At 71.6% G+C, this 20,647-nt stretch carries 19 protein-coding genes; 14 read left to right on the plus strand and 5 right to left on the minus strand.

Features of this window, described 5'->3' with window-relative positions:
* Positions 1 to 19 precede the first annotated feature (19 nt).
* Positions 20 to 1,657, minus strand: a complete 1,638-nt coding sequence (locus tag ACGFZS_RS29120) for a multicopper oxidase family protein (RefSeq protein ID WP_393797606.1) — start codon at positions 1,655 to 1,657, stop codon at positions 20 to 22.
* 203 nt (positions 1,658 to 1,860) lie between these two features.
* Complete coding sequence (locus tag ACGFZS_RS29125; RefSeq protein ID WP_359222719.1) at positions 1,861 to 2,610, minus strand: lysophospholipid acyltransferase family protein; 750 nt, start codon at positions 2,608 to 2,610, stop codon at positions 1,861 to 1,863.
* A gap of 242 nt (positions 2,611 to 2,852) precedes the next feature.
* Here ACGFZS_RS29125 and ACGFZS_RS29130 point away from each other — a divergent pair, with 242 nt between their 5' ends.
* The 3 genes from ACGFZS_RS29130 to ACGFZS_RS29140 all read left to right on the plus strand — a co-directional run bounded on the left by ACGFZS_RS29130 (position 2,853) and on the right by ACGFZS_RS29140 (position 5,160).
* The gene (locus ACGFZS_RS29130; RefSeq protein ID WP_393797607.1) at positions 2,853 to 4,037 is read left to right on the plus strand and encodes a glycerophosphodiester phosphodiesterase; all 1,185 of its coding nucleotides are present in this window, start codon (positions 2,853 to 2,855) and stop codon (positions 4,035 to 4,037) included.
* A 74-nt stretch (positions 4,038 to 4,111) separates the two neighbouring features.
* The gene (locus ACGFZS_RS29135; protein WP_393797608.1) at positions 4,112 to 4,618 is read left to right on the plus strand and encodes an RNA polymerase sigma factor; all 507 of its coding nucleotides are present in this window, start codon (positions 4,112 to 4,114) and stop codon (positions 4,616 to 4,618) included.
* A gap of 44 nt (positions 4,619 to 4,662) precedes the next feature.
* Positions 4,663 to 5,160 (plus strand): GNAT family N-acetyltransferase, encoded by a 498-nt coding sequence (locus ACGFZS_RS29140; RefSeq protein ID WP_181806979.1) that lies wholly within the window; start codon positions 4,663 to 4,665, stop codon positions 5,158 to 5,160.
* Positions 5,161 to 5,256: 96 nt separating this feature from the next.
* On the opposite strand, the gene ACGFZS_RS29145 is transcribed toward ACGFZS_RS29140, so the two are convergent.
* Positions 5,257 to 5,676: a hypothetical protein gene (locus ACGFZS_RS29145; RefSeq protein ID WP_393797609.1), complete on the minus strand. Its 420-nt coding sequence runs from the start codon at positions 5,674 to 5,676 to the stop codon at positions 5,257 to 5,259.
* 1 nt (position 5,677) lies between these two features.
* Positions 5,678 to 6,037 carry a hypothetical protein gene (locus tag ACGFZS_RS29150; protein ID WP_393797610.1) on the minus strand — a complete coding sequence of 120 codons (360 nt, stop codon included), beginning with the start codon at positions 6,035 to 6,037 and terminating at the stop codon, positions 5,678 to 5,680.
* 69 nt (positions 6,038 to 6,106) lie between these two features.
* Here ACGFZS_RS29150 and ACGFZS_RS29155 point away from each other — a divergent pair, with 69 nt between their 5' ends.
* The 9 genes from ACGFZS_RS29155 (at position 6,107) to ACGFZS_RS29195 (ending at position 18,403) form a co-directional block, all read left to right on the plus strand.
* A complete protein-coding gene (locus ACGFZS_RS29155) occupies positions 6,107 to 6,757 on the plus strand; it encodes an HAD family hydrolase (RefSeq protein ID WP_393797611.1) in 651 nt (216 codons plus the stop codon).
* Between the two features lie 374 nt (positions 6,758 to 7,131).
* Positions 7,132 to 8,166: a methionine ABC transporter ATP-binding protein gene (locus tag ACGFZS_RS29160; protein ID WP_393797612.1), complete on the plus strand. Its 1,035-nt coding sequence runs from the start codon at positions 7,132 to 7,134 to the stop codon at positions 8,164 to 8,166.
* Positions 8,163 to 8,888, plus strand: a complete 726-nt coding sequence (locus ACGFZS_RS29165) for a methionine ABC transporter permease (RefSeq protein ID WP_393797613.1) — start codon at positions 8,163 to 8,165, stop codon at positions 8,886 to 8,888. The genes ACGFZS_RS29160 and ACGFZS_RS29165 overlap by 4 nt, the downstream gene beginning before the upstream one ends.
* Before the next feature lie 70 nt (positions 8,889 to 8,958).
* Entirely contained in the window at positions 8,959 to 9,795 is an 837-nt protein-coding gene (locus ACGFZS_RS29170; RefSeq protein WP_359222682.1) for a MetQ/NlpA family ABC transporter substrate-binding protein, read from the plus strand.
* 198 nt (positions 9,796 to 9,993) lie between these two features.
* Entirely contained in the window at positions 9,994 to 10,623 is a 630-nt protein-coding gene (locus ACGFZS_RS29175; RefSeq protein WP_393661702.1) for a GNAT family N-acetyltransferase, read from the plus strand.
* A gap of 112 nt (positions 10,624 to 10,735) precedes the next feature.
* On the plus strand, positions 10,736 to 11,962 hold the full coding sequence (gene cbiE / locus ACGFZS_RS29180) for a precorrin-6y C5,15-methyltransferase (decarboxylating) subunit CbiE (RefSeq protein ID WP_359222684.1): 1,227 nt from the start codon (positions 10,736 to 10,738) through the stop codon (positions 11,960 to 11,962).
* 344 nt (positions 11,963 to 12,306) lie between these two features.
* Complete coding sequence (cobT, locus tag ACGFZS_RS29185) at positions 12,307 to 15,978, plus strand: nicotinate-nucleotide--dimethylbenzimidazole phosphoribosyltransferase (protein WP_393797614.1); 3,672 nt, start codon at positions 12,307 to 12,309, stop codon at positions 15,976 to 15,978.
* A 281-nt stretch (positions 15,979 to 16,259) separates the two neighbouring features.
* On the plus strand, positions 16,260 to 17,492 hold the full coding sequence (cobA, locus tag ACGFZS_RS29190) for a uroporphyrinogen-III C-methyltransferase (protein ID WP_393797615.1): 1,233 nt from the start codon (positions 16,260 to 16,262) through the stop codon (positions 17,490 to 17,492).
* Between the two features lie 92 nt (positions 17,493 to 17,584).
* Positions 17,585 to 18,403: an RNA methyltransferase gene (locus ACGFZS_RS29195; RefSeq protein WP_093505269.1), complete on the plus strand. Its 819-nt coding sequence runs from the start codon at positions 17,585 to 17,587 to the stop codon at positions 18,401 to 18,403.
* Positions 18,404 to 18,425: 22 nt separating this feature from the next.
* Here the strand turns inward: ACGFZS_RS29195 and ACGFZS_RS29200 are convergent, their stop codons facing one another.
* Positions 18,426 to 19,769 carry a protein kinase gene (locus ACGFZS_RS29200; RefSeq protein WP_393797616.1) on the minus strand — a complete coding sequence of 448 codons (1,344 nt, stop codon included), beginning with the start codon at positions 19,767 to 19,769 and terminating at the stop codon, positions 18,426 to 18,428.
* Between the two features lie 196 nt (positions 19,770 to 19,965).
* On the opposite strand from ACGFZS_RS29200, the gene ACGFZS_RS29205 reads away from it, so the two are divergent.
* Positions 19,966 to 20,241: a hypothetical protein gene (locus ACGFZS_RS29205; RefSeq protein WP_393661708.1), complete on the plus strand. Its 276-nt coding sequence runs from the start codon at positions 19,966 to 19,968 to the stop codon at positions 20,239 to 20,241.
* 207 nt (positions 20,242 to 20,448) lie between these two features.
* Complete coding sequence (locus ACGFZS_RS29210) at positions 20,449 to 20,625, plus strand: hypothetical protein (protein ID WP_046726640.1); 177 nt, start codon at positions 20,449 to 20,451, stop codon at positions 20,623 to 20,625.
* The last annotated feature ends 22 nt before the right edge of the window (positions 20,626 to 20,647 follow it).

The raw sequence follows: 20,647 nt of genomic DNA on the forward strand, positions 1-20,647 counted from the left end.
CACCGAACCCCTCAGGACATCACTTCTTGTAACCCAGCACCGTCATCATCCCGCTCTCCGAGTGGTACTGGTTGTGACAGTGCAGCATCCACAACCCCGGATTGTCGGCATCGAAGTCCAGCACCAGCTTCCGATGCGGCAACACGATCGTCGTGTCCTTCCGCGCCCCCTCCGAGTTCAGCCCGGTCACCGCGAACGTATGCCCGTGCAGATGCATCGGATGCCACATGTCCGTCGCGTTGATGAGCGTCAGCCGCACCCGCTCACCGGCCCGCACGGCATGCCGCTGCCGCACGTCGTACGGCGTGTGGTCGAACCCCCAGTCGTACTTCTTCATCGTGCCCGTGATCCTGATCCGCAGGTCCCGGTCGGGCTTCCGGTCGTCCATGGCGACGGACTCGGCCGGCACCAGCCGCCGCGCCGGCACGCACTCACGGTCCAGTTCACTCGGGCGGACATCCGGCGCCGGAAGGTTTCTTCCCTTGTCGGTCCGGAGCAGCGCGAGCGCCTTGCCCGGCTTGCCCTCGGCCAGCGCGACGAACGGGAAGACGCCGTCCTTGGCGGTGACGAGCACGTCGTACCGCTCGGCCATGCCGACCAGCAGGGCGTCCGTCCGCTGGTGCTTCACGGGATAGCCGTCGGTGTGGGTGACGGTCATGTCGTGGCCGCCGAGCGCGACCCGGAAGGCGGTCTCGGAGCCCGCGTTGATGATGCGGATCCTGATCCGGTCGCCCGGCTTGCAGCGGAAGACGGACGGGTCGGTGCGCAGCCGCCCGTTGGCCAGGTAGTGCGGGTAGGCGACATTGCCGCCCTCCCCGTGCAGCATGCTGCTGTGGGAGTCGCGCAGCACCCGGTCCGGGCCCAACGCGGCCTTGGACTTCGACGGTGCCATGGACGCGTGCTTCGATCCGTGCGGGCTCGGGCTGCCGCGGCCGGGACCCATGCCCATTCCCCCCATGTCCATGCCCATGGAGCCGCCCGGCTTGAGCTGCTGGATCACCTGCTCGGGGTTGGAGCCGTCGATGCCGTCCACCCAGTCGTCCAGGACGAGGATCCACTCCTTGTCGTAGGAGAGGGGCTCCCTCGGGTCGTCGACGACGAACGGCGCGTACAGGGCACGGTCGGGCTGCATGCCGACGTGGGAGTGGAACAGATACGTGCCCGGGTGGGCGGCGACGAAGCGGTAGATGAAGTCCGTCCCCGCCTCGATGGGGGGCTGCGTCAGGTCCGGGGCACCGTCCATGTCGCAGCGCAGCCGCACCCCGTGGGCGTGCAGTGTGGTCTTCTCGGGCAGCCGGTTGCCGACGGTCAGGCTGAGCACGTCACCGGCGGTGACCCGCACCAGCGGACCCGGCACCGACTCGTTGTACGCCCAGCTGTGCACCGACCGTCCGCCCAGGTCCAGCATGCTCGGCGCGGCCGTGAAACTGACCATGCGGACCGGCCCGGACCCCCGCTTCCGCTCGGCCGCGAGAACCTCCGGGTCCGACGGGTTCACGAACCCCCGGGGCCCCTGGGGTACGAACGCTCCGGTGCCGGCCGTGTGTTGTGGGCCGGAGCGGGGTTCTGAGCCGGAGTCGGAACAGGACGCCAGAAGCCCCGCGCCTGCGGCAGCGAACGGAGCACGGAGCAGGGTACGCCGAGAAGGTTTCTGCATGTCTGAATAAGACATGCTGTGTGCTCATATGGCCGGTAAATACGGAGGAATGATCGAAGTGTCGGGCCAGATTCCACCGCCAGGCGGACGGCAGGCGCACCGAGGCGGATATCAGGCGGATGGCAGACAGAAGGGCACGGACCACAGGCCCGCGCCCTTGCGCCGAAAGAGTGTGTGCCGGACGGCCCGTGCCGTCGGGCGGCCTAGGCGGCCTTCGCCTTCGTGGCGTACATGTCCACGTACTCCTGCCCGGACAGCCGCATGACCTCGGCCATCACCGAGTCGGTCACGGCCCGCAGCACATAGCGGTCCCGGTCCATCCCCTCGTAACGGGAGAACTCCATGGCCTCGCCGAACCGGACGGTGACCTTGCCCGGCCGCGGGATGCCCGCGCCGCCCGGCTGCAGCTTGTCCGTGCCGATCATCGCGAAGGGGACCACCGGCGCGCCGGTCATCAGCGTCAGCCGCGCGATACCGGTACGGCCCCGGTAGAGCCGGCCGTCGGGGGAGCGGGTGCCCTCCGGGTAGATCCCGAAGATCTTGCCCTCTTCCAGGATCCGCCGCCCGGTCATCAGCGCCGCCACGCCGCCGTTCGCGCCGTCCCGGTCCACCGGGATCATGCCGACGCCGGTGAAGAACCAGGCCATCAGGCGCCCCTTGAGGCCCTTCCCGGTGACGTACTCGTCCTTGCCGATGAAGAACACCTGTCGCTTGGTGACCAGCGGCAGCACGATCGAGTCGATGAAGGTCAGATGGTTGCCGGCGAGGATGACCGGACCGTCCCCCGGGATGTGCTCCACGCCCTCCACCTGGGGGCGGAACATCAGGCGCATGATCGGTCCGAGCACTGCCTTGATGAGCGCGAAGCGGGACAACGGGTCCTCCGATGTCGAGGGGCGGTATGAGTCTGTGCAGGTGAGGACATTACTCGCGGCTGTGTGGGAAGCGCACATCGGGTACGGCCGGTTCACCGAGGTCTTACGCACTGTTGACGCTGGTTTACCTGCGGTGGCGCGCAGAAGACGGTTCGTAACGAGCTCGCGACGATGTGACCGAGGTCGCCGACGGCCCGTCATCACGCGCCGTCCATCAGCCATACGGCGTCACCCGACCGTTGGGTCGGTGGTCTCCCTTCGGTCACGTCGGCACCCCTACGATCAGCCGGCATCAAAGGGTGAAGGTCAGGAGAGCGCTCATGGACACGCACGACTCGAACGAGCGGACGTCAGTGAACGGCACGACCGGACGGCGGGCGCTGCTCGGCGCCGCGGTCCTCGGCGCCGGCGGCGCGGTCCTCGGACTGCCGGGTGCCGCGAGGGCCGCCGAGGCCAAGCAGGCCGGCTACGGCAACGGCGGCCTGAAGAGCCTCCCCAAGCCGACGATCATCGGCCACCGCGGCGCCAGCGGCTACCGCCCGGAGCACACCTTCGGCTCGTACAACCTGGCCCTCGACCTCGGCGCCGACATCGTCGAGGCCGGCGACCTGGTCCCCACCAAGGACGGTCACCTGGTCTGCCGTCACGAGCCGGAGATCGGCGGCACCACGAACGTCGCCGACCACCCCGAGTTCGCCGACCGCAAGACCACCAAGACGCTGGACGGCGTCCCCACCACCGGCTGGTTCACCGAGGACTTCACGCTCGCCGAGCTGAAGACGCTCCGCGCGATCGAGCGCATCCCGGCCAACCGCCCGCACAACACGCTCTACAACGGCCGCTGGGAGATCCCCACCTTCGAGGAAGTCCTCAAGTGGCAGGACGAGCAGACCCGCAAGCGCGGCAAGCAGGTCTGGATCTACCCCGAGACCAAGCACCCCACCTACTTCCGCCGGCTCGGCCTCGGCCTGGAGGAGCGGGTCGCCAAGCTGCTGCGCAAGTACGGCAAGGACAAGCGGAACTCGCCGGTCATCCTGCAGTCCTTCGAGCCGACCAGCATCCAGCGCCTGAACACGCTGGTCGACAACCCGCTGGTGGTCCTGCTCTCCGGCGCGACCACCCAGCCCTACGACTTCGTCGCCACCGGTGACCCGCGCACCGTCGCCGACCTGATCACGCCCAAGGGCCTCCGCGAGATTGCCGGCTACGCGCAGGGCATCGGCCCGACCCTGGACCTGATCATCCCGAAGGACGCGAGCGGCAACTTCACCACGCCGAGCACGCTGGTCGCGGACGCGCACAAGGTGGGCCTGATCCTGCACCCCTACACCATGCGCAACGAGAACCCCTTCCTGCCGCCGGCCTTCCGCAAGGGCACCGACGTGGACGCCTACGGCGACCCCTTCGGCGTGTTCAAGACGTACTTCGCCACCGGCATCGACGGTGTCTTCTCGGACAACGCCGACACCGCCGTCCTGGCCCGCGCCGACTTCGTCAACGGCTGAGCCCCCGCACCCCGTTCGGGGTGTCTCCCGGCCGCCCCGGCAACCTGCCCCGGGGCGGCCGCGTCGTTCCGCATATGACGTACGACCTGGTCACCGCGCTGCGCCCGCTGCTCACCGCGGAGGCCTCCGCCGAGGCGCACGCCTCGGGAAGCGACCCCGGCGACCTGGAGCAGACCGTCTGGCTCCGCCTCCTGGAACGCCTGCAGACCCACGGTCCGCCGAGCGCCCCCGAGGACTGGCTGCGCCGGGCCGTCCGCGCCGAGTCCCGCCGCACCCGCCGTACCACCCGCCTCGAACGCCCCTACGGCACCGAACCCGCCGACACCGCCACCCCCACCCCCGAACAGCGCGTCCTCGCCACCGCCGGCCACCGGGCCCTGCGTGAGGCGGTCGCCCGGCTCCCCGGCCGCTGCCCCCGCCTGCTCCAGGCCCTGCTCTCCCCGAAGGACCTCACCTACCGGGAGATCGCGGGGGAGTTGGGTATCTCACAGGGCAGTCTGGGACCGGAACGTTCCAGATGTCTGGGATGTCTGCGCCGATTGTTGACGCCGGAGGTTGCGTCCCGCGAAGTGCGGGGATAGGAGTGAGAACGACAGGCGATCAGGTGAGCGGGAGGCGTGCGCACATGGGCATGAGCGTGACCATCTCGGTGGCGACCGAGCAGGATGCAGAGCAGATCTTCAGGCTCCAGTACCTGTGCTTCCAGAGCGAGGCGGCGCTGTACGGCAACTACCGCATCGATCCGCTCGTCCAGAGCCTCGACTCGGTCCGCCAGGAGCTCGCCACCGACTGCGTCTTCGTCGCCCGGCTCGGCGAGGAGGTCGTCGGCTCGGTCCGCGGCTCGGTCACCGAGGACGGCGCCGCCGCCATCGGCAAGCTCTGCGTCCACCCCCGTCTCCAGGGCCACGGCATCGGCGCGCGACTGCTCCGCGCGGCCGAGGGGGCGTTGGAGGAGGAGCGCGGAGCGAAGAAGTTCCGCCTCTTCACCGGCCACCGCAGCGAGGGCAACCTCCGCCTGTACCGCCGCGTCGGCTACGAAACCGTAGGCACGTCCAAGGGCGCCGACGGCGTCCCCATGATCGTCCTGGAGAAGCCGGCCAGCACCTATGCAACTACGGCCTGAGTAGCGCCCCGTCAGGGGCGCGGGGCTGTGTTTGATTTGCGGCTGCCGCCGCGTGGGCGCGACCAGCCACAACGCACCGCTGGTCGCGCACCTTCCTCAGCCCGCCGCCCCCCGCGCGCCCTTCCGCAACCAGTACAAGGCAGAAATCGGCAACAGCACGGGAATGAACACATACCCCATCCCGTAATCCGACCACACCGTCGCATCCGGGAACGCGGAAGAGTCGACAAGCGTCCACGTACCCACGATCAACACCCCGGCCAGCTCAGCGGCACAGCACACCACGGCCACCCGCCGAGCCGTCTCGCCACCCCGCACCAACGTGTACGTGATGAACCCGTACACCACCCCCGCGACCGCCGACAACGCGTACGCGAGCGGCGCCCGGTCGAACTCGGTGGCGATCTGGTACGCGGACCGCGACACCGCCCCGACGACCATCACCCCGTAGAACCAGACCAGCAGCGTCCCCGGCCCGCTCGTCAGCCGCTTCGGCTTCTCCTCCACGGTGGTCATCTCACGCTCCCCAGATGTCATAGAGCCGCACCTCCAGCACGGCCAGTACCACACCACCCGCGGCGACCGTCACCGATCCCCACCGGGTCCGCTCGGCGAGCGACATGAACCCCGCCGCCGGCACACACGCGAACGCCCCCAGCAGATACGCCACGAAGATCGTCGTCCCCTGGTCCGGCTTCTCGCCCCGCGCCAGCAGCACGATCCCGGCCACGAGCTGGACCAACGCCAGCACCGACACCACGGCCATCCCGATGAAGTGCCAGTCCTTCGTCGGCTGGTCCCGGTACGCGGCCCACCCGCACCACACGGCGAGCAGCAGCGCGGCGACTCCGGTCACCGTCAGCAGGGCATTGAGCATGCCGTGACCTTATTACGGCCGAAACGGCCCGATGCCGTCGCCCCCGCCGTACGCCGTAGGGTCCAGACCATGACGATCCACGCACAAGCCCTGCTCTTCGACAACGACGGCACCCTGGTCTCCTCCCTCGACTCCGTGGACCGCTGCTGGACCCTCTGGGCCGCCGAGTACGGCATCACCCCGGAGGACTTCGCCCGCGTCGAACTGCACGGCCGTCCCGCCGTCGAGATCGTCGCCGACCTGCTCCCCGCCCACCTGGTCGCGGAGGCCGTCGCCCGCGTCGAACAGCTCGAAGTGGACGACGTCCCGGGCGGCGGCGTCCAACTGCTCCCCGGCACCGCCGCCCTCCTCGACTCGCTGCCCGCCGACCGCTGGGCTGTCGTGACCTCGGCCACCCGCCGGCTGGCCGAGGCCCGTCTGGAGGCGGTCGGGATACGGCCGAAGACCCTGATCGCCGCCGACGACGTCACCCGGGGCAAGCCCGACCCCGAGCCCTACCTCCTCGCCGCCCGCCGGCTGGGCGTCGACCCGGCCCGCTGCGTGGTCTTCGAGGACGCCCCCGCCGGGCTCCGGGCGGGCCGCGCCGCCGGGATGGCCACCGTGGCGTTGGCCACAACCCACCGCGCCGAAGAGCTGCGCGCCGACCTCGTCGTCGAGAACCTGTCGGCCTTGTCCGTGCTGGTCACCGACCACGCCGTCGAGATCTCCGAGCGCCGCTGAGGGCTGTCCGCGGCTGTCCAGGATGCGGACGGCGGCGGCCTGTCAGGACCGTAGGTCTGGTTTACTGATCGCATGACCACGACGAGCGACCGCACCCCTGCGACCGAGGCGACCATGACGCCCGGTGCTCGTTGTATGTGTCGAATGTGCGCCTTCTAGAGGGCCCCCGCACCACCCCAGAGCTCGCGCCCCGAAGCGAGACAGGTGGCATGTCCGTACGACGCCACGACGCGTGTATGTGACACCAGCCGCCCCCGCGCACATGTTCTCCCCGGTTCAGCGCCTTCGCGAGAACCGTGCCGCGTCCCTGCACGAACGCATCCGTGCGCCCGGGCACACCCACGCCCGCGCACTCGACAGTGACGGAAACCCACGTGATCACCACAACGGGCCTCACCAAGGTCTACCGCTCGCGCGGCCGCGAGGTCACCGCCCTCGACGGCGTCGATCTGCACGTCCGCGAGGGCGAGGTGTACGGCGTCATCGGCCAGTCCGGCGCCGGCAAGTCCTCGCTCATCCGCTGCGTCAACCTGCTGGAGCGCCCCACCGCCGGCACCGTGACGGTCGACGGACGGGACCTCACCGCCCTCGCCGGGCGCGGTCCCCGGGCCGGCAAGGAACTGCGCCAGGCCCGCAGCCGGATCGGCATGGTCTTCCAGCACTTCAACCTGCTGTCCTCCCGGACCGTCCAGGACAACGTCGAGCTGCCGCTCGAAATCCTCGGCACCTCAGGGAAGGAACGTTCCCGCAAGGCCCTGGAGCTGCTCGACCTCGTCGGTCTCGCCGACAAGGCGAAGGCCTACCCCGCCCAGCTCTCCGGCGGCCAGAAGCAGCGCGTCGGCATCGCCCGCGCCCTCGCCGGCGACCCCAAGGTGCTGCTCTCCGACGAGGCCACCAGCGCCCTCGACCCGGAGACCACCCGCTCCATCCTCCAGCTGCTGCGCGACCTGAACCGGCAGCTGGGCCTCACCGTCCTGCTCATCACGCACGAAATGGACGTCGTGAAGACCATCTGCGACTCGGCCGCCCTCATGGAGAAGGGGCGCATCGTCGAGCACGGGACCGTCAGCGAGCTGCTCGCGACCCCGGGCTCCGAGCTGGCCGCCGCGCTCTTCCCGGTCGGCGGCGAGGCCTCCGGCGCGGACCGCACCGTCCTCGACGTCACCTTCCACGGCGAGGCCGCCACCCAGCCGGTCATCTCCCAGCTCTCCCGCACCTACAACATCGACATATCGATCCTCGGCGCGGCCATCGACACCGTCGGCGGCCTCCAGATCGGCCGGATGCGCATCGAACTGCCCGGCCGCTACGAGGAGAACGTGGTGCCCATCGGCTTCCTGCGTGAACAGGGCCTGCAGATCGACGTCCTGGGCCAGGAGCCCGCGCTGGTGAAGGAAGGTGCCAAGTGAGCTGGTCCGACATGCAGCCGCTGCTGTCCCAGGCGTGTTGGGACACCCTCTACATGGTCGGCTGGTCCACGGTGATCGCCGTCGTCGCCGGACTCCCGCTCGGCGTCCTGCTCGTCCTCACCGACCGCGGCGGCCTGCTGCAGAACGTGCTGGCCAACAAGGTCATCGGGCAGATCGTGAACATCGCCCGCTCGATGCCGTTCATCATCCTGATGGTGGCGCTGATGAGCTTCACCCGCTGGATCACCGGGACGACCATCGGCCGTGAGGCCGCCATCGTGCCGCTCGCCATCGGCGCCATCCCCTTCTTCGCGCGCCTCGTCGAGACGGCTGTCCGCGAAGTGGACGGCGGGCTCGTCGAGGCCGTGCAGTCGATGGGCGGCAACACCTGGACCGTCGTCCGCAAGGTCCTCGTCCCCGAGTCGCTGCCCTCGCTCATCTCCTCCACCACGACCACGGTCGTCGCGCTCATCGGCTACTCCGCCATGGCCGGCACGGTCGGCGCCGGCGGCCTCGGCGACATCGCCATCCGCTACGGCTACCAGCGCTTCGAGACCGAACTGATGTGGATCACGGTGGCCATCCTCGCCGTCGTCATCTCGGTCATCCAGTTCGCCGGCGACTACGCCGCGCGCTCGCTGCACCGCCGGGGCGGCACGTCGGGCCCGGCGCCGAAGCTGCGCCTGCTGAAGGCGTCGGCGGCCACCGGCAAGACCGGCTGAGCCACGCTCCCCAGAACTCCCCGCACCACCCTTCGCGGGGTCGCTCCACCCTTAAGGAAAGGCACTTTTCGTGCGTAACACCGCCAAGCTCACCACCGCCGTCCTCGCCGCCGGAGCCCTCACCTTCGGGCTGACCGCCTGCGGCTCCGGCAAGGACTCCGCCTCCGGCTCCGCCGACTACAGCGGCCCGCTGGTCGTCGCCGCGAGCCCGACCCCGCACGCCGAGATCCTGGACTACGTCAAGGACAACCTGGCGAAGAAGGCCGGACTCGACCTGGAGGTCAAGGAGTTCACGGACTACATCACGCCCAACACGGCGACCGAGGACGGCTCGGTGGACGCCAACTACTTCCAGAACCAGCCGTACCTGGACGACTTCAACAAGAAGCGCGGCACCCACATCGTGCCCGTCGTCACGGTGCACCTGGAGCCGCTCGGCCTCTACTCCCACAAGGTGAAGAGCGCCGACGCGCTGAAGAGCGGTGCGACGATCGCCGTCCCCAACGACGCCGTGAACGAGGCGCGGGCCCTCAAGCTGCTCGCCGCCAACGGCCTCATCACCCTCAAGGACGGCGCCGGCAGCGAGGCGACCCCGCAGGACATCGCGAAGAACCCGAAGAACCTCCAGTTCAAGGAGGTCGAGGCGGCCCAGACCGCGCGCTCCCTGGACGACGTGGACGCCGCGGTGATCAACGGCAACTACGCCATCTCGGCCGGCATCAAGCCCGCCAAGGACGCCCTCGTCCTGGAGTCCGCGAAGAACAGCCCCTACGGCAACTTCCTCGCGGTGAAGAAGGGCAACGAGAAGGACCCGCGCGTCAAGAAGCTCGCGAAGCTCCTCACCTCGCCCGAGGTCAAGAAGTTCATCGAGGACAAGTACCAGGGCTCGGTCATCCCGTCCTTCTGATCGTCTCGGTGTGGCACGTATACGGCGTATCGCCACGCACGGGGTCCACTCGTTCACCACTGGGGGTCCCCCCACGCCTTTGAGGCAGTGGGGGAGGACCCCGTCGTGCGGTTCGGTGGTTTCATGCTGCATGCTGGGCAGTTCGCGGGTCCATAAGGTCTGGGCCCGGAAGGATTTCCGAAGGTTACGGAGCGGCGCATGACTAGCACCTTCCCCAACATCTCCATCAGCACGGAGCGGTTGGTGCTGCGTCCCCTCGACGAGGACGACGTGCCCGCCCTGGCCGAGATGATGAACGACGAGCAGGTCGGGGCCTGGACCGACGTACCGCAGCCGTTCACCGAGGACGGCGCCCGGCGCTGGATCGCCGAGTACGCGCCCGGCGAACGCACCGCCGGCCGGGGCCTCGACCTCGCGGTCACCGAGTTCCTCACCCAGCGGCTGGTCGGCATCATCCAGCTCGCCAAGACCAACTGGCACGTCCGCTCGACCGAGTTGTCGTACATCGTCGCCCCCTGGGCCCGCGGCGAGGGCTACGCCTCCGAGGCCGCACTCGCCACCGCCCAGTGGCTCTTCGGCGACCAGAAGCTGGAACGCATCGAGATCCGCACCGCCGCCGACAACACCGCCTCGCAGCAGGTCGCCCAGAAGATCGGCTGTATCAGCGAGGGCGTGCTGCGCAACGCCTGCATAGTCCACGTCCGCACCGAGGACGGCACCTGGCTGGACGCGCGCACCGACTACATCGTGTGGAGCCTGCTGCCCGAGGACCTGGACGGCGCGGGCGAGGAACTCGCCGAGAGCGGTGGCTTCACCTCCTGGAACTGACGCGACGGGACTCGCCCGCCGCGTTCCGGACACCTCCACCAGGTACCCTCACGGAGCCCGCCCCCTGGGCCCCGACCCTGACGGCCTGCGAAAACCCTGGAGACTGACGACGATGGCCGACCGGGTCACGGTGATCGGCTGGGACGGCTCGCCCCTGACCGCGGCAGCCCGCGGCGCCCTGGGCGCCGCCACCCTCGTCGCGGGCGCCGCCCACCATCTCGCCCTGCCCGAGGTGCCGCCCCGCGCCGAACGCATCCGCCTCGGCAGCGTCGCCCTCGCCGCCCGCCGCATCGCCGGCCACCGCGGCACCGCCGTGGTGCTCGCCGACGGCGACCCCGGCTTCTTCGGGGTCGTACGGACCCTGCGCGCGCCCGAGTTCGGCCTGGAGGTCGAGGTCGTCCCCGCCGTCTCCTCGGTGGCCGCCGCCTTCGCCCGCGCCGGCATGCCCTGGGACGACGCACAGGTGGTCGTGGCACACCGGCGCACCCTGCGACGCGCGGTGAATGTGTGCCGCGCCCACACCAAGGTCGCCGTCCTCACCTCACCCGGCGCCGGACCCGCCGAACTCGGCCTGCTGCTGGAGGGCGTCCACCGCACCTTCGTCGTCTGCGAGGAACTCGGCACCGACCGCGAGCAGGTGCACATCGTCACCTCCGACAAGGCCGCCGACCGCGCCTGGCGCGACCCCAACGTCGTCATCGTCATCGGCGGACCGGCCGGACCCGTGACGGCGGCCGAGGGCGGCGGCTGGATCGCCGGCCGGGACCCGTCGGCCGGCCCGCGCGGCTGGGTGCAGCCCGACACGGAGTACGGCGACGGAGCCGCGCTCGGCGAAGGGGAAACGGATCTGCTCCGGGCCGCCCAACTCGCCCGGCTGGGGCCCCGGGTCGGCGACCTCGTCTGGGACATCGGCTGCGGCAGCGGGGCGTTCGCCACCGAGGCCGCGCGCGCCGGGGCCGCCGTCATCGCCGTCGACCGGGACCTGGCGGCCTGTGTGCGCAGCGAGACGGCCGCCCGGAAGTTCGGCGTCCAGCTCCAGATCGTGCACGGCGGCGCGCCCCACGTACTGGAGAACCTGCCCGAACCCGACGTGGTCCGGGTCGGCGGCGGGGGAGCGGCCGTCGTCACCGCGGTCGCCGACCGCCGCCCGCAGCGCATCGTCACCCACGCCGCCACCCGGGACGCGGCCGAACTCATCGGCCGCGACCTGACCGAGCACGGATACGACGTCGAATGCGCCCTGCTGCAGTCCGTCGAACTCGACACCAGGGCGTGGACGGAGACCGAGCGGAACGTCGCGTTCCTGCTCAGCGGTGTTCTCCCCGAGCGCGCCCCGTGATCCTGTTGTCATACTGCGCGCGGTAGGCTGGCCGATCGCTGCACCGCACCGGTGGCCCGGAAATTCGTTCGTCAATGTCCGGAAAACACGCCCCTTTTGGGACGGGTGTGGTACGGCGGAACCGGGGACGCGCAACGTGGCGCAGTCCACAGCGGGCTGTCGCGGATCACGCTGTCGCGACGGTCGAACGGCCGGGACAATGCCACTGAATGGCTTTGTCGCCTTTTCCGGCGGGTCGTTCGTGCCGCTGGGCACGCACGCTCGTTCTTCACTGTGGGGCGGTCGGTGCGCCGCCCCGGGTGAGCTGGTCGTAGAAGGCACTAACCGATGGGCGAGGGGTACGCATGACGGACACCGGCCAGGTCCCGGGCGAGGGACTGCCGGAGAGCGCAGGCATGGTGGAACAGCCGGGCGTTCCCGCGCACGGCGCGTACACCTACCTCTCCGAGTCGCCCGCCGAGGACGAAGAGCTGCTGCTCCCCGGCGCCCAGGGCGCCTGGGGCAACGAAGTGCCGCCGCCGGCGCCGGAACCGGTCGTGGAGACCGTCCACGAGCCCGGACCGCACGAGACGGCGGGCCGCGACAGCGGATCGGTCGACCTCACCGGCGTCCGGCTGCCCACCTCGGTCCCCGCGTCTCCGATCCTCTCGGTGCCGCACGACCCGGCCGCCGCCCCGGCCCCGCGCCGCCCGCTCCATCTCGGGCCGCCGATCCCGGACACCTCCACCAGCCCGGTCCGCTCCCTGGCCGACCGCGGCCCGGCGGGCGCACCGGTACGGCAGCCGGGCCCGCCGGCCTCCGGCGGCCCCGAATACCTCGACGCCCAGCCGCTGCGCGAGGCCGTACCGCAGTCCGCCGCGCCCTGGGGTGCGCCGCAGGCGTTCCCGCAAGCCGTCCCGCAGGCCGCTCCGGTGGCACAGGTGGGCGTACAGGCCCCGGCTGCCGAAACGGTTGTTCCAGTGGCGGAGACCGTGTCCTCCACGGCTCTCGCCGCTCCTGCCGCGCCGCCCGCCCCCGCCGCCCCGGCGGCTCCCGCCGTTCTGGTGCCGGAGCCCGCGGTGGGCCCGCAGGTCCCGGCACCCGACCCGTCCGGCATCGCCCACGCGACTCTCGCCCGGCTCGCCACGGAGGCGGGCGTCGTGGGTGTGGCGGTGGAGCAGCAGAGGGCGGCGGGCGCGGCCCAGCCGGTCGACGGGACCGTTCCGGTTCCCGTCGCCGAGCCGGTGGCGCCGCAGGCCGTGGCCGCACCGGAACCGGTACCGGCCACGCTCGTCCCCCCGATTCCCCAGGCCCCGCACGGTCACGACCCGGTACAGGTGCCGGTACCCGTGCAGGTGCCCGGCGACGGGGCGGCTGCCGCTGAGTCCGTCGCGCCCGAGGCCGTGCCCGTGAGCGTGGCCGTGGCGGTGGCCGTGGTGGAGGAGACCGGTCAGCTGGCGGAGCCCGTGGCTCCGGAGCCGGTCACCGAGGCTGTGCCCATGGCCGCCGAGGCCGTCGTGGCCGAACCGCCGCAGTCCGTCCCAACGGTCGTGCCGGTCACACCGGTCGAGTCGGCCGCGCCGGAGCCGCAGGCCGAGGAGCCGGTCGTACCCGAGCAGGCCGTTGAGCCCGTTCCGGTCCCGGAGGCCGTGGCAGCAGCGCCGGTTCCGGTCCCGGAGGCCGTCGTGGCCGAGCCGGTCCAGCCGGTGGTGGCCGCACCGCTCGCGCCGGTGCCGTCCGAGGAGGCCGTCATCGAGGAGTCCGCTCCGCCGGCCCCCGAGCCCGTCGCCGAGGCCCCGCAGTCGCCGGAGCCCGTCGCTCCCGTGGCCCAGGAGGCCGAGGAACCCGTGCCGTTCGCCCCGGAGCCGGTGGGCGCCGAGGCCGCCGCCGAGGTCGTCGTACCCCTGGCCGAGGCGCAGCCCGTCCCGCAGGTCGAGGTGCCCCTCGCCGGCCCCCAGACGCAGGGCACCCAGGCCGGGGAGCCCCCGGAGCCGCAGGCCGCGGCCGTCCCGGTGGAGCCGGTGCCGGACCAGCCTCTCGGCGAGTTCGTCGCCGTGGACGGCCAGGTGCCGACCACCCCGCACCTCGCCCCGACCCCGCCGCACCCCCTGGTCCTCCCCGCGCAGGACCAGGGCGAGTCGGCACCGGAACAGGCCGCGACCGTCCCCGCCCCCCGCGAGGCCGAGCCCGGACCCGTGACGGAGCCCCACCCCGATGTCGTACAGCAAGCGGAGGACCTGGACACCAGGGCCGCCGACCAGGAAGAGAGCACGGCCCCCGTGGCAGAAGCACGTCAGTCCACCGGCCCGGCCGCGCCCGCCTACGACGACGCCGAGCGCGAGGCCGTCCTCAAGGTCATGCGCGAACGCCGTGACATCCGCAACGGCTTCCGCAGCGACCCCATCCCGCACGAGGTGCTGCTGCGCGTCCTGGAGGCCGCCCACACCGCGCCCTCCGTCGGCCACTCCCAGCCCTGGGACTTCGTCGTCATCCGCTCGGCCGACACCCGCCGCTCGATGCACGAACTGGCCATGCGCCAGCGCGACGCCTACGCCAAGTCCCTTCCCAAGGGCCGCGCGAAGCAGTTCAAGGAACTGAAGATCGAGGCCATCCTCGACACCCCGGTGAACATTGTCGTCACCGCCGACCCGACGCGCGGCGGTCGCCACACCCTCGGCCGGCACACCCAGCCGCAGATGGCGCCCTACTCCGCCGCCCTCGCCGTCGAGAACCTCTGGCTCGCCGCCCGCGCCGAGGGCCTGGGCGTCGGCTGGGTCAGCTTCTTCGACGAGCGCGAGATGGTCCGCGCGCTCGGGCTGCCCGAGCACCTCGAAGTCATCGCCTACCTGTGCGTCGGCTACGTCGACGAGTTCCCGGACGAGCCCGAGCTGATGCAGGCCGGCTGGTCCAAGCGCCGCCCGCTGTCCTGGGTCGTCCACGAGGAGACGTACGGCCGCCGCGCGCTGCCCGGCGAGGACCCGCACGACCTGCTCGCCGAGACCGTCGCCAGCGTCCGCCCGCTGGACGCCAAGGCGCTCGGCGAGGCCTGGGAGCGCCAGAAGCGGATGACCAAGCCGGCCGGTGCGCTCGGCATGCTGGAGATCATCTCCGCCCAGCTGTCCGGCCTGTCCCGGCAGTGCCCGCCGCCGATCCCGGAGCCCGCGGCCGTCGCGATCTTCGCCGGCGACCACGGGGTGCACGCACAGGGCGTCACCCCCTGGCCGCAGGAGGTCACCGCCCAGATGGTGGCCAACTTCCTCGGCGGGGGAGCGGTCTGCAACGCGTTCGCCGGCCAGGTGGGCGCCGAGGTGTGCGTGGTGGACGTCGGCGTGGCGACCGATCTCCCGGCCACGCCGGGTCTCCTCCCGCGTAAGGTCCGGGCCGGCACGTCCGACATGACGACCGGTCCCGCGATGACCCGCGAGGAGGCCAAGCAGGCCATCGAGGTCGGCATCGAGACCGCCCGCGACCTGGTGGCGGCCGGCAACAAGGCGCTGCTGACGGGCGAGATGGGCATCGCGAACACGACGGCGTCCGCCGCCCTCATCTCCGTCTTCACCGGCGCCGACCCCTCCGAGGTCACCGGCCGCGGCACCGGCATCAACGACGAGACCCTCGCCCGCAAGACCGAGGTCGTCCGCCGCGCCCTGGAACTCCACCAGCCGGACCCGGCCGACCCGATCGGTGTCCTCGCGGCCGTCGGCGGCTTCGAACACGCCGCGATGGTGGGCCTGTTGCTGGGTGGTGCCTCCCTGCGCACCCCGGTGATCCTGGACGGCGTCAGCGCCGGCGCCGCCGCGCTGGTGGCCCGCGCGATCGCCCCCGAGGTCCTGGCCGCCTGCATCGCCGGCCACCGCAGCGCGGAACCGGGCCACGTGGCAGCCCTCAACAAGCTGGGCCTGCGCCCCCTGGTCGACCTCGACCTCCGCCTGGGCGAGGGCACGGGCGCCCTGCTGGCCCTTCCGCTGGTCCAGAGCACGGCCAGGGCCATGCACGAGGTGGCCACGTTCGACTCGGCGGGCGTGACGGAGAAGTAGCGGGAGCCGCCGAGACGCCGGGGCCCTGGGACGACCGGTTCCGGGCGCCCGGCGCGGCGGGCCGGTGGTGGTGTGCCGCGGGCCGGCGATGCCGGGTTCCCTGTCGGCCGACCGGTGGTTGTGCCCACCCGTTCCGCAGGGCGGAACGGGTGGGCACAACCACCCACAGCCATGCACCCGGCCACCTAGCCCAGCCACCGGACACCTGAGCCGCCCAAAGCCCCCGCCCCTTAAAATCTGCACGTCAGGGCTATAGCAACGCCTCGGAGGAGCCGCACCTCATGGCCGAACACCCCGCCTACCCCGTAGGCCTCCGCCTCACCGGCCGCCGCGTGGTCGTCCTCGGCGGCGGCCAGGTAGCCCAGCGCCGCCTCCCCGCGCTCATCGCGGCGGGCGCCGACATCACCGTCGTATCCCCTGAAGCGACCCCGTCGGTCGAAGCCATGGCATACGCGGGTGAGATCACCTGGGAACGCAGGCCCTACGCCGAAGGCGACCTCACCGACGCCTGGTACGCCCTCATCGCCACCAGCGACCCCGCCGCCAACACCGCCGCCTCCGCCGAAGCGGAGCGCCACCGTGTCTGGTGCGTGCGCTCCGACGACGCCGACCAGGCCACCGCCTGGACCCCGGCGACCGGCCACAGCGAGGGCGTCACGGTGGCCGTCCTCACCACCGACGCACGCGGTCGCGACCCCCGCCACACCGCCGCCATCAGGGACGCGGTCGTCGAGGGCCTCCGCGACGGCACCCTCGTCGCCCCGCACCACCGCACCCGCACCCCCGGCGTCGCGCTGGTCGGCGGCGGTCCCGGCGACCCCGACCTGATCACGGTCCGCGGCCGCCGCCTGCTGGCGGAGGCCGACGTGGTGATCGCCGACCGCCTCGGCCCCCGCGACCTCCTCGCCGAACTCCCGCCGCACGTCGAGGTGATCGACGCGGCGAAGATCCCGTACGGCCGCTACATGGCCCAGGAGGCCATCAACAACGCCCTGATCGAGCACGCCAAGCAGGGCAAGTCGGTCGTACGGCTGAAGGGCGGCGACCCCTATGTGTTCGGCCGGGGCATGGAGGAGGTCCAGGCGCTCGCCGAGGCCGGGATCCCCTGCACGGTCGTGCCCGGCATCTCCAGCTCGATCTCGGTACCGTCCGCCGCCGGCATCCCGGTCACCCACCGGGGGGTCGCGCACGAGTTCACCGTGGTCAGCGGCCATGTCGCACCGGACGACGAGCGCTCGCTGGCCGACTGGCCGTCCCTCGCGAAGCTCACCGGAACCCTCGTCGTCCTCATGGGCGTCGACAAGATCGGGAAGATCGCCGAGACGCTCGTCGCCCACGGCAAGTCCCCGGACACCCCCGTCGCCCTCGTCCAGGAGGGCACGACGGCCGCTCAACGCCGGGTCGACGCCACCCTCGCCACCGTGGCGGAGGTGGTCCGCGCGGAGGAGGTGAAGCCCCCGGCGGTCATCGTGATCGGCGAGGTCGTGAACGTCGGCCCGCACCCGGCGGCCTGAAAGGGCACCCGCTCGGGCACCGACGTAACCCCGGGTAACGCAACCCGTTCCAGACCATTGGCACCCCACCCAGGACAAGGCAGTATCACCCTGTGGCCGATCTCATCACCGTTGAGGATCCCGACGACCCGCGCCTCCGTGACTACACGGGCCTGACCGACGTCGAGTTGCGCCGCAAGCGCGAACCCGCCGAGGGCCTGTTCATCGCCGAGGGCGAGAAGGTCATCCGCAGGGCGAAGGACGCGGGCTACGAAATGCGTTCGATGCTGCTGTCCGCCAAGTGGGTCGACGTCATGCGCGATGTCATCGACGAACTCCCGGCCCCCGTCTACGCGGTCAGCCCGGAGCTCGCCGAGAAGGTCACCGGCTACCACGTGCACCGCGGCGCCCTCGCCTCCATGCAGCGCAAGCCGCTGCCGACGGCGACCGAACTGCTGCGCACCACCCGCCGGGTCGTCGTCATGGAGTCGGTCAACGACCACACCAACATCGGCGCGATCTTCCGCTCGGCCGCCGCCCTCGGCATGGACGCGGTGCTGCTCTCACCCGACTGCGCCGACCCGCTCTACCGCCGCAGCGTGAAGGTCTCGATGGGCGCGGTCTTCTCCGTGCCCTACGCCCGTCTCGACACCTGGCCCAAGGGGCTGGACTCGGTCCGCGAGGCCGGGTTCACCCTGCTCGCCCTCACCCCGGACGAGAAGGCCCGCAGTCTCGACGAGGCCGCCCCGCACCGCATGGACAGGGTCGCGCTGATGCTCGGCGCGGAGGGCGACGGCCTCTCCACCCAGGCCCTGGTCGCCGCCGACGAATGGGTGCGGATCCCGATGTCCCACGGCGTCGACTCCCTCAACGTGGGCGCGGCGGCCGCGGTCGCCTTCTACGCGGTGACCGCCGGCCGCCCCGAGGCATAGCCCGCCACTGGGAGCCGGCCCGCTACTCCCGCAGAGCCGCGGTCTTCGCGGGTACGGCACCACCGGACACCGCACCACCGGACACCGCACCACCAGGTACGACGCCCATCCCGTGCGCCGGTCCGGAACAGCCCTGGGCCAGCGCGATCCCCAGCGCCACCAGCAGCGTCACCACGACGAACACGAACAGCCGCTGGCGCAGCAGCCGCGGATTGGCCGGCCGCCGTCCGGTGCCCGTGGGACGCGGCGCCGGACGCCCGCCACCACCGCGCGAGGCGGTCCGGTTGCCGTTCCCGGGCCGGGTGCCGTTGCCGCGCGGCGCGGGGGTGGGACGTACGCCGCCGCCCGGCCGTGACGGCACACCGCCGTTGACCCGCGGACCGCTGCCGCCCCGCGAGGGCGGGTTGGTGCCGCGTACCGGCGTCCCCTGCGTCCGCCGCTGGGTGCGCTGCGGCTCGGGGTAGGTCTCGGCGAGCCGCCCGGTGGGCCGGTCCGCCTCCGCGGCCCGCGGCGCCGGCGGCCGTACGTCGGGCAGCCCCTGCGCCTCGCGCGCGGCGATCTCCTTCAGCCGGAGCGAGAGCTGCAGCGTGCTCGGCCGCTCCTCCGGGTCCTTCGCCAGGCAGGCCCGCACGAGCGGCGCGAGCGCGTCCGGTACGCCGTGCAGGTGCGGCTCCTCGTGGACCACGCGGTAGAGCATCACCTCGGAACTGCCGTGTCCGAAGGGCGAGTCACCGGTCGAGGCGTACGCCAGGGTCGCGCCGAGCGAGAACACGTCCGTGGCCGGCGTGACCGCGGCCCCGCGCACCTGCTCGGGGGCGAGGAAGCCGGGGGAGCCCACCGCCGTACCGACGTGCGTGAGCGTGGAGGCCCCGGTGGCCCAGGCGATGCCGAAGTCGATGATCCGCGGGCCCTTGGGGGACAGCAGGATGTTGGACGGCTTGAGATCCCGGTGCACGACCCCGGCCTCGTGGACCGCGACCAGTCCCTCGGACAGTGCCGCCCCGACCGCCGCGGCCTCGGCCGCGTGCAGCGGGCCCTCGTCGGCGACCTTGTCGTGCAGCGAGGGCCCGGGTACGTACTGGGTGGCGAACCACGGCCGCTCGGCCTCCAGGTCCGCCGCGACCAGCCGTGCCGTGCAGCCGCCCCTGATCCGGCGGGCCGCCGAGACCTCGCGGGCGAAACGCGACCGGAACTCCTGGTCCTCCGCCAGATCGGGCCGGATCACCTTCAGCGCGACCCGCTGCCCCTTCTTGTCGGAGCCGAGGTAGACCACGCCCATGCCGCCGGCGCCGAGCCTTCTGTGAAGCCTGAACGAGCCGACGACGCGCGGGTCCTCGCGCCTCAGGCGCATCATCGCCATGTTCATCCCCGCTGCCCGGTCCGTTTGACGTGGCACAGCTTACGTTTACCGGGCCGCCCGTGCGCAGAGGCCGCGCCCTCTCGGCCCGATGGATTGTCAGTGCCGGGTGCGAGACTTGAGGAGTGGTCAGGAAGGCGCCGTATTCGGCGCCTTTGAGCACCCGTCTGCTCCAACAAGCCGTCACAGAAGGGGGATTGAAGCTGTGAAGGGTGACCGAGTGGAGATAGTCGTCGACGCCGGAGACACGACCCGCACGTACGAGGTGGTGGCGAGCAGGGCGGGCCGCCGGGTGGAGACGGCGGTACGGCGAGGGGTGGTGGAAGTGAGCGAAGTCACGCGAAACGGGACTGTTGTCCGTACCGCCCGGTTCATGGCCACCCGGGTCCTTGCCCTCGTCGAGCAGCCGGTGCCCCGTGAGGACAGCTCGGAAAAACACGGAAGGACCGGGCACCCCCTCGGGGAAGACCCCGAGACGTAGGACGAGACCGGGTCACCGTCTCCACCCAGGGGAGTAGACCGCAGGTCATGGCTCATCCTCTCGGAGGCCCGCGATTCGATACGAGGGCATGACGCCCGCCGGACGCCGCACGCCTAGATTTGAGGTCAAGCGGCGGGTGCAGCACTCGTCCCCCGAGGTCAGACACCCGCCGCTGCCAGACAACTGAGAACGGTCAGGAGAGGGACCATGGCCCTTACGGCACAGCGGACACACACCACCCGCCCCCGCCGACAGGGCCGTCGCCACCCACTGGTGGCGACGCTCATGGCCCTCCCCCTGGCGGCCCTGCTCCTCCTCGTCTTCGACGGTTGGGAGACGGTGGCCACTCAGGCGTCGTCCGTGGGAGTGATGCTGGGGCGCTGAGCGGCGACCCCAGGCCCGGAAG

Origin of the sequence: Streptomyces sp. NPDC048288 (genome assembly GCF_043201555.1) — a bacterium.
Lineage (GTDB): Bacteria > Actinomycetota > Actinomycetes > Streptomycetales > Streptomycetaceae > Streptomyces.

Excerpts from the sequence above, each read along its gene's own strand:
- ACGFZS_RS29130 (WP_393797607.1), top strand. The coding sequence starts at position 2,853 with ATGGACACGCACGACTCGAACGAGCGGACGTCAGTGAACGGCACGACC.
- ACGFZS_RS29125 (WP_359222719.1), bottom strand. The coding sequence starts at position 2,610 with ATGTGCGCTTCCCACACAGCCGCGAGTAATGTCCTCACCTGCACAGAC.
- ACGFZS_RS29200 (WP_393797616.1), bottom strand. The coding sequence starts at position 19,769 with ATGAACATGGCGATGATGCGCCTGAGGCGCGAGGACCCGCGCGTCGTC.
- cobA (WP_393797615.1), top strand. The coding sequence starts at position 16,260 with ATGGCCGAACACCCCGCCTACCCCGTAGGCCTCCGCCTCACCGGCCGC.
- cobT (WP_393797614.1), top strand. The coding sequence starts at position 12,307 with ATGACGGACACCGGCCAGGTCCCGGGCGAGGGACTGCCGGAGAGCGCA.
- ACGFZS_RS29175 (WP_393661702.1), top strand. The coding sequence starts at position 9,994 with ATGACTAGCACCTTCCCCAACATCTCCATCAGCACGGAGCGGTTGGTG.
- ACGFZS_RS29155 (WP_393797611.1), top strand. The coding sequence starts at position 6,107 with ATGACGATCCACGCACAAGCCCTGCTCTTCGACAACGACGGCACCCTG.
- ACGFZS_RS29140 (WP_181806979.1), top strand. The coding sequence starts at position 4,663 with ATGGGCATGAGCGTGACCATCTCGGTGGCGACCGAGCAGGATGCAGAG.
- ACGFZS_RS29135 (WP_393797608.1), top strand. The coding sequence starts at position 4,112 with ATGACGTACGACCTGGTCACCGCGCTGCGCCCGCTGCTCACCGCGGAG.
- ACGFZS_RS29145 (WP_393797609.1), bottom strand. The coding sequence starts at position 5,676 with ATGACCACCGTGGAGGAGAAGCCGAAGCGGCTGACGAGCGGGCCGGGG.
- cbiE (WP_359222684.1), top strand. The coding sequence starts at position 10,736 with ATGGCCGACCGGGTCACGGTGATCGGCTGGGACGGCTCGCCCCTGACC.
- ACGFZS_RS29210 (WP_046726640.1), top strand. The coding sequence starts at position 20,449 with ATGGCCCTTACGGCACAGCGGACACACACCACCCGCCCCCGCCGACAG.
- ACGFZS_RS29120 (WP_393797606.1), bottom strand. The coding sequence starts at position 1,657 with ATGCAGAAACCTTCTCGGCGTACCCTGCTCCGTGCTCCGTTCGCTGCC.
- ACGFZS_RS29150 (WP_393797610.1), bottom strand. The coding sequence starts at position 6,037 with ATGCTCAATGCCCTGCTGACGGTGACCGGAGTCGCCGCGCTGCTGCTC.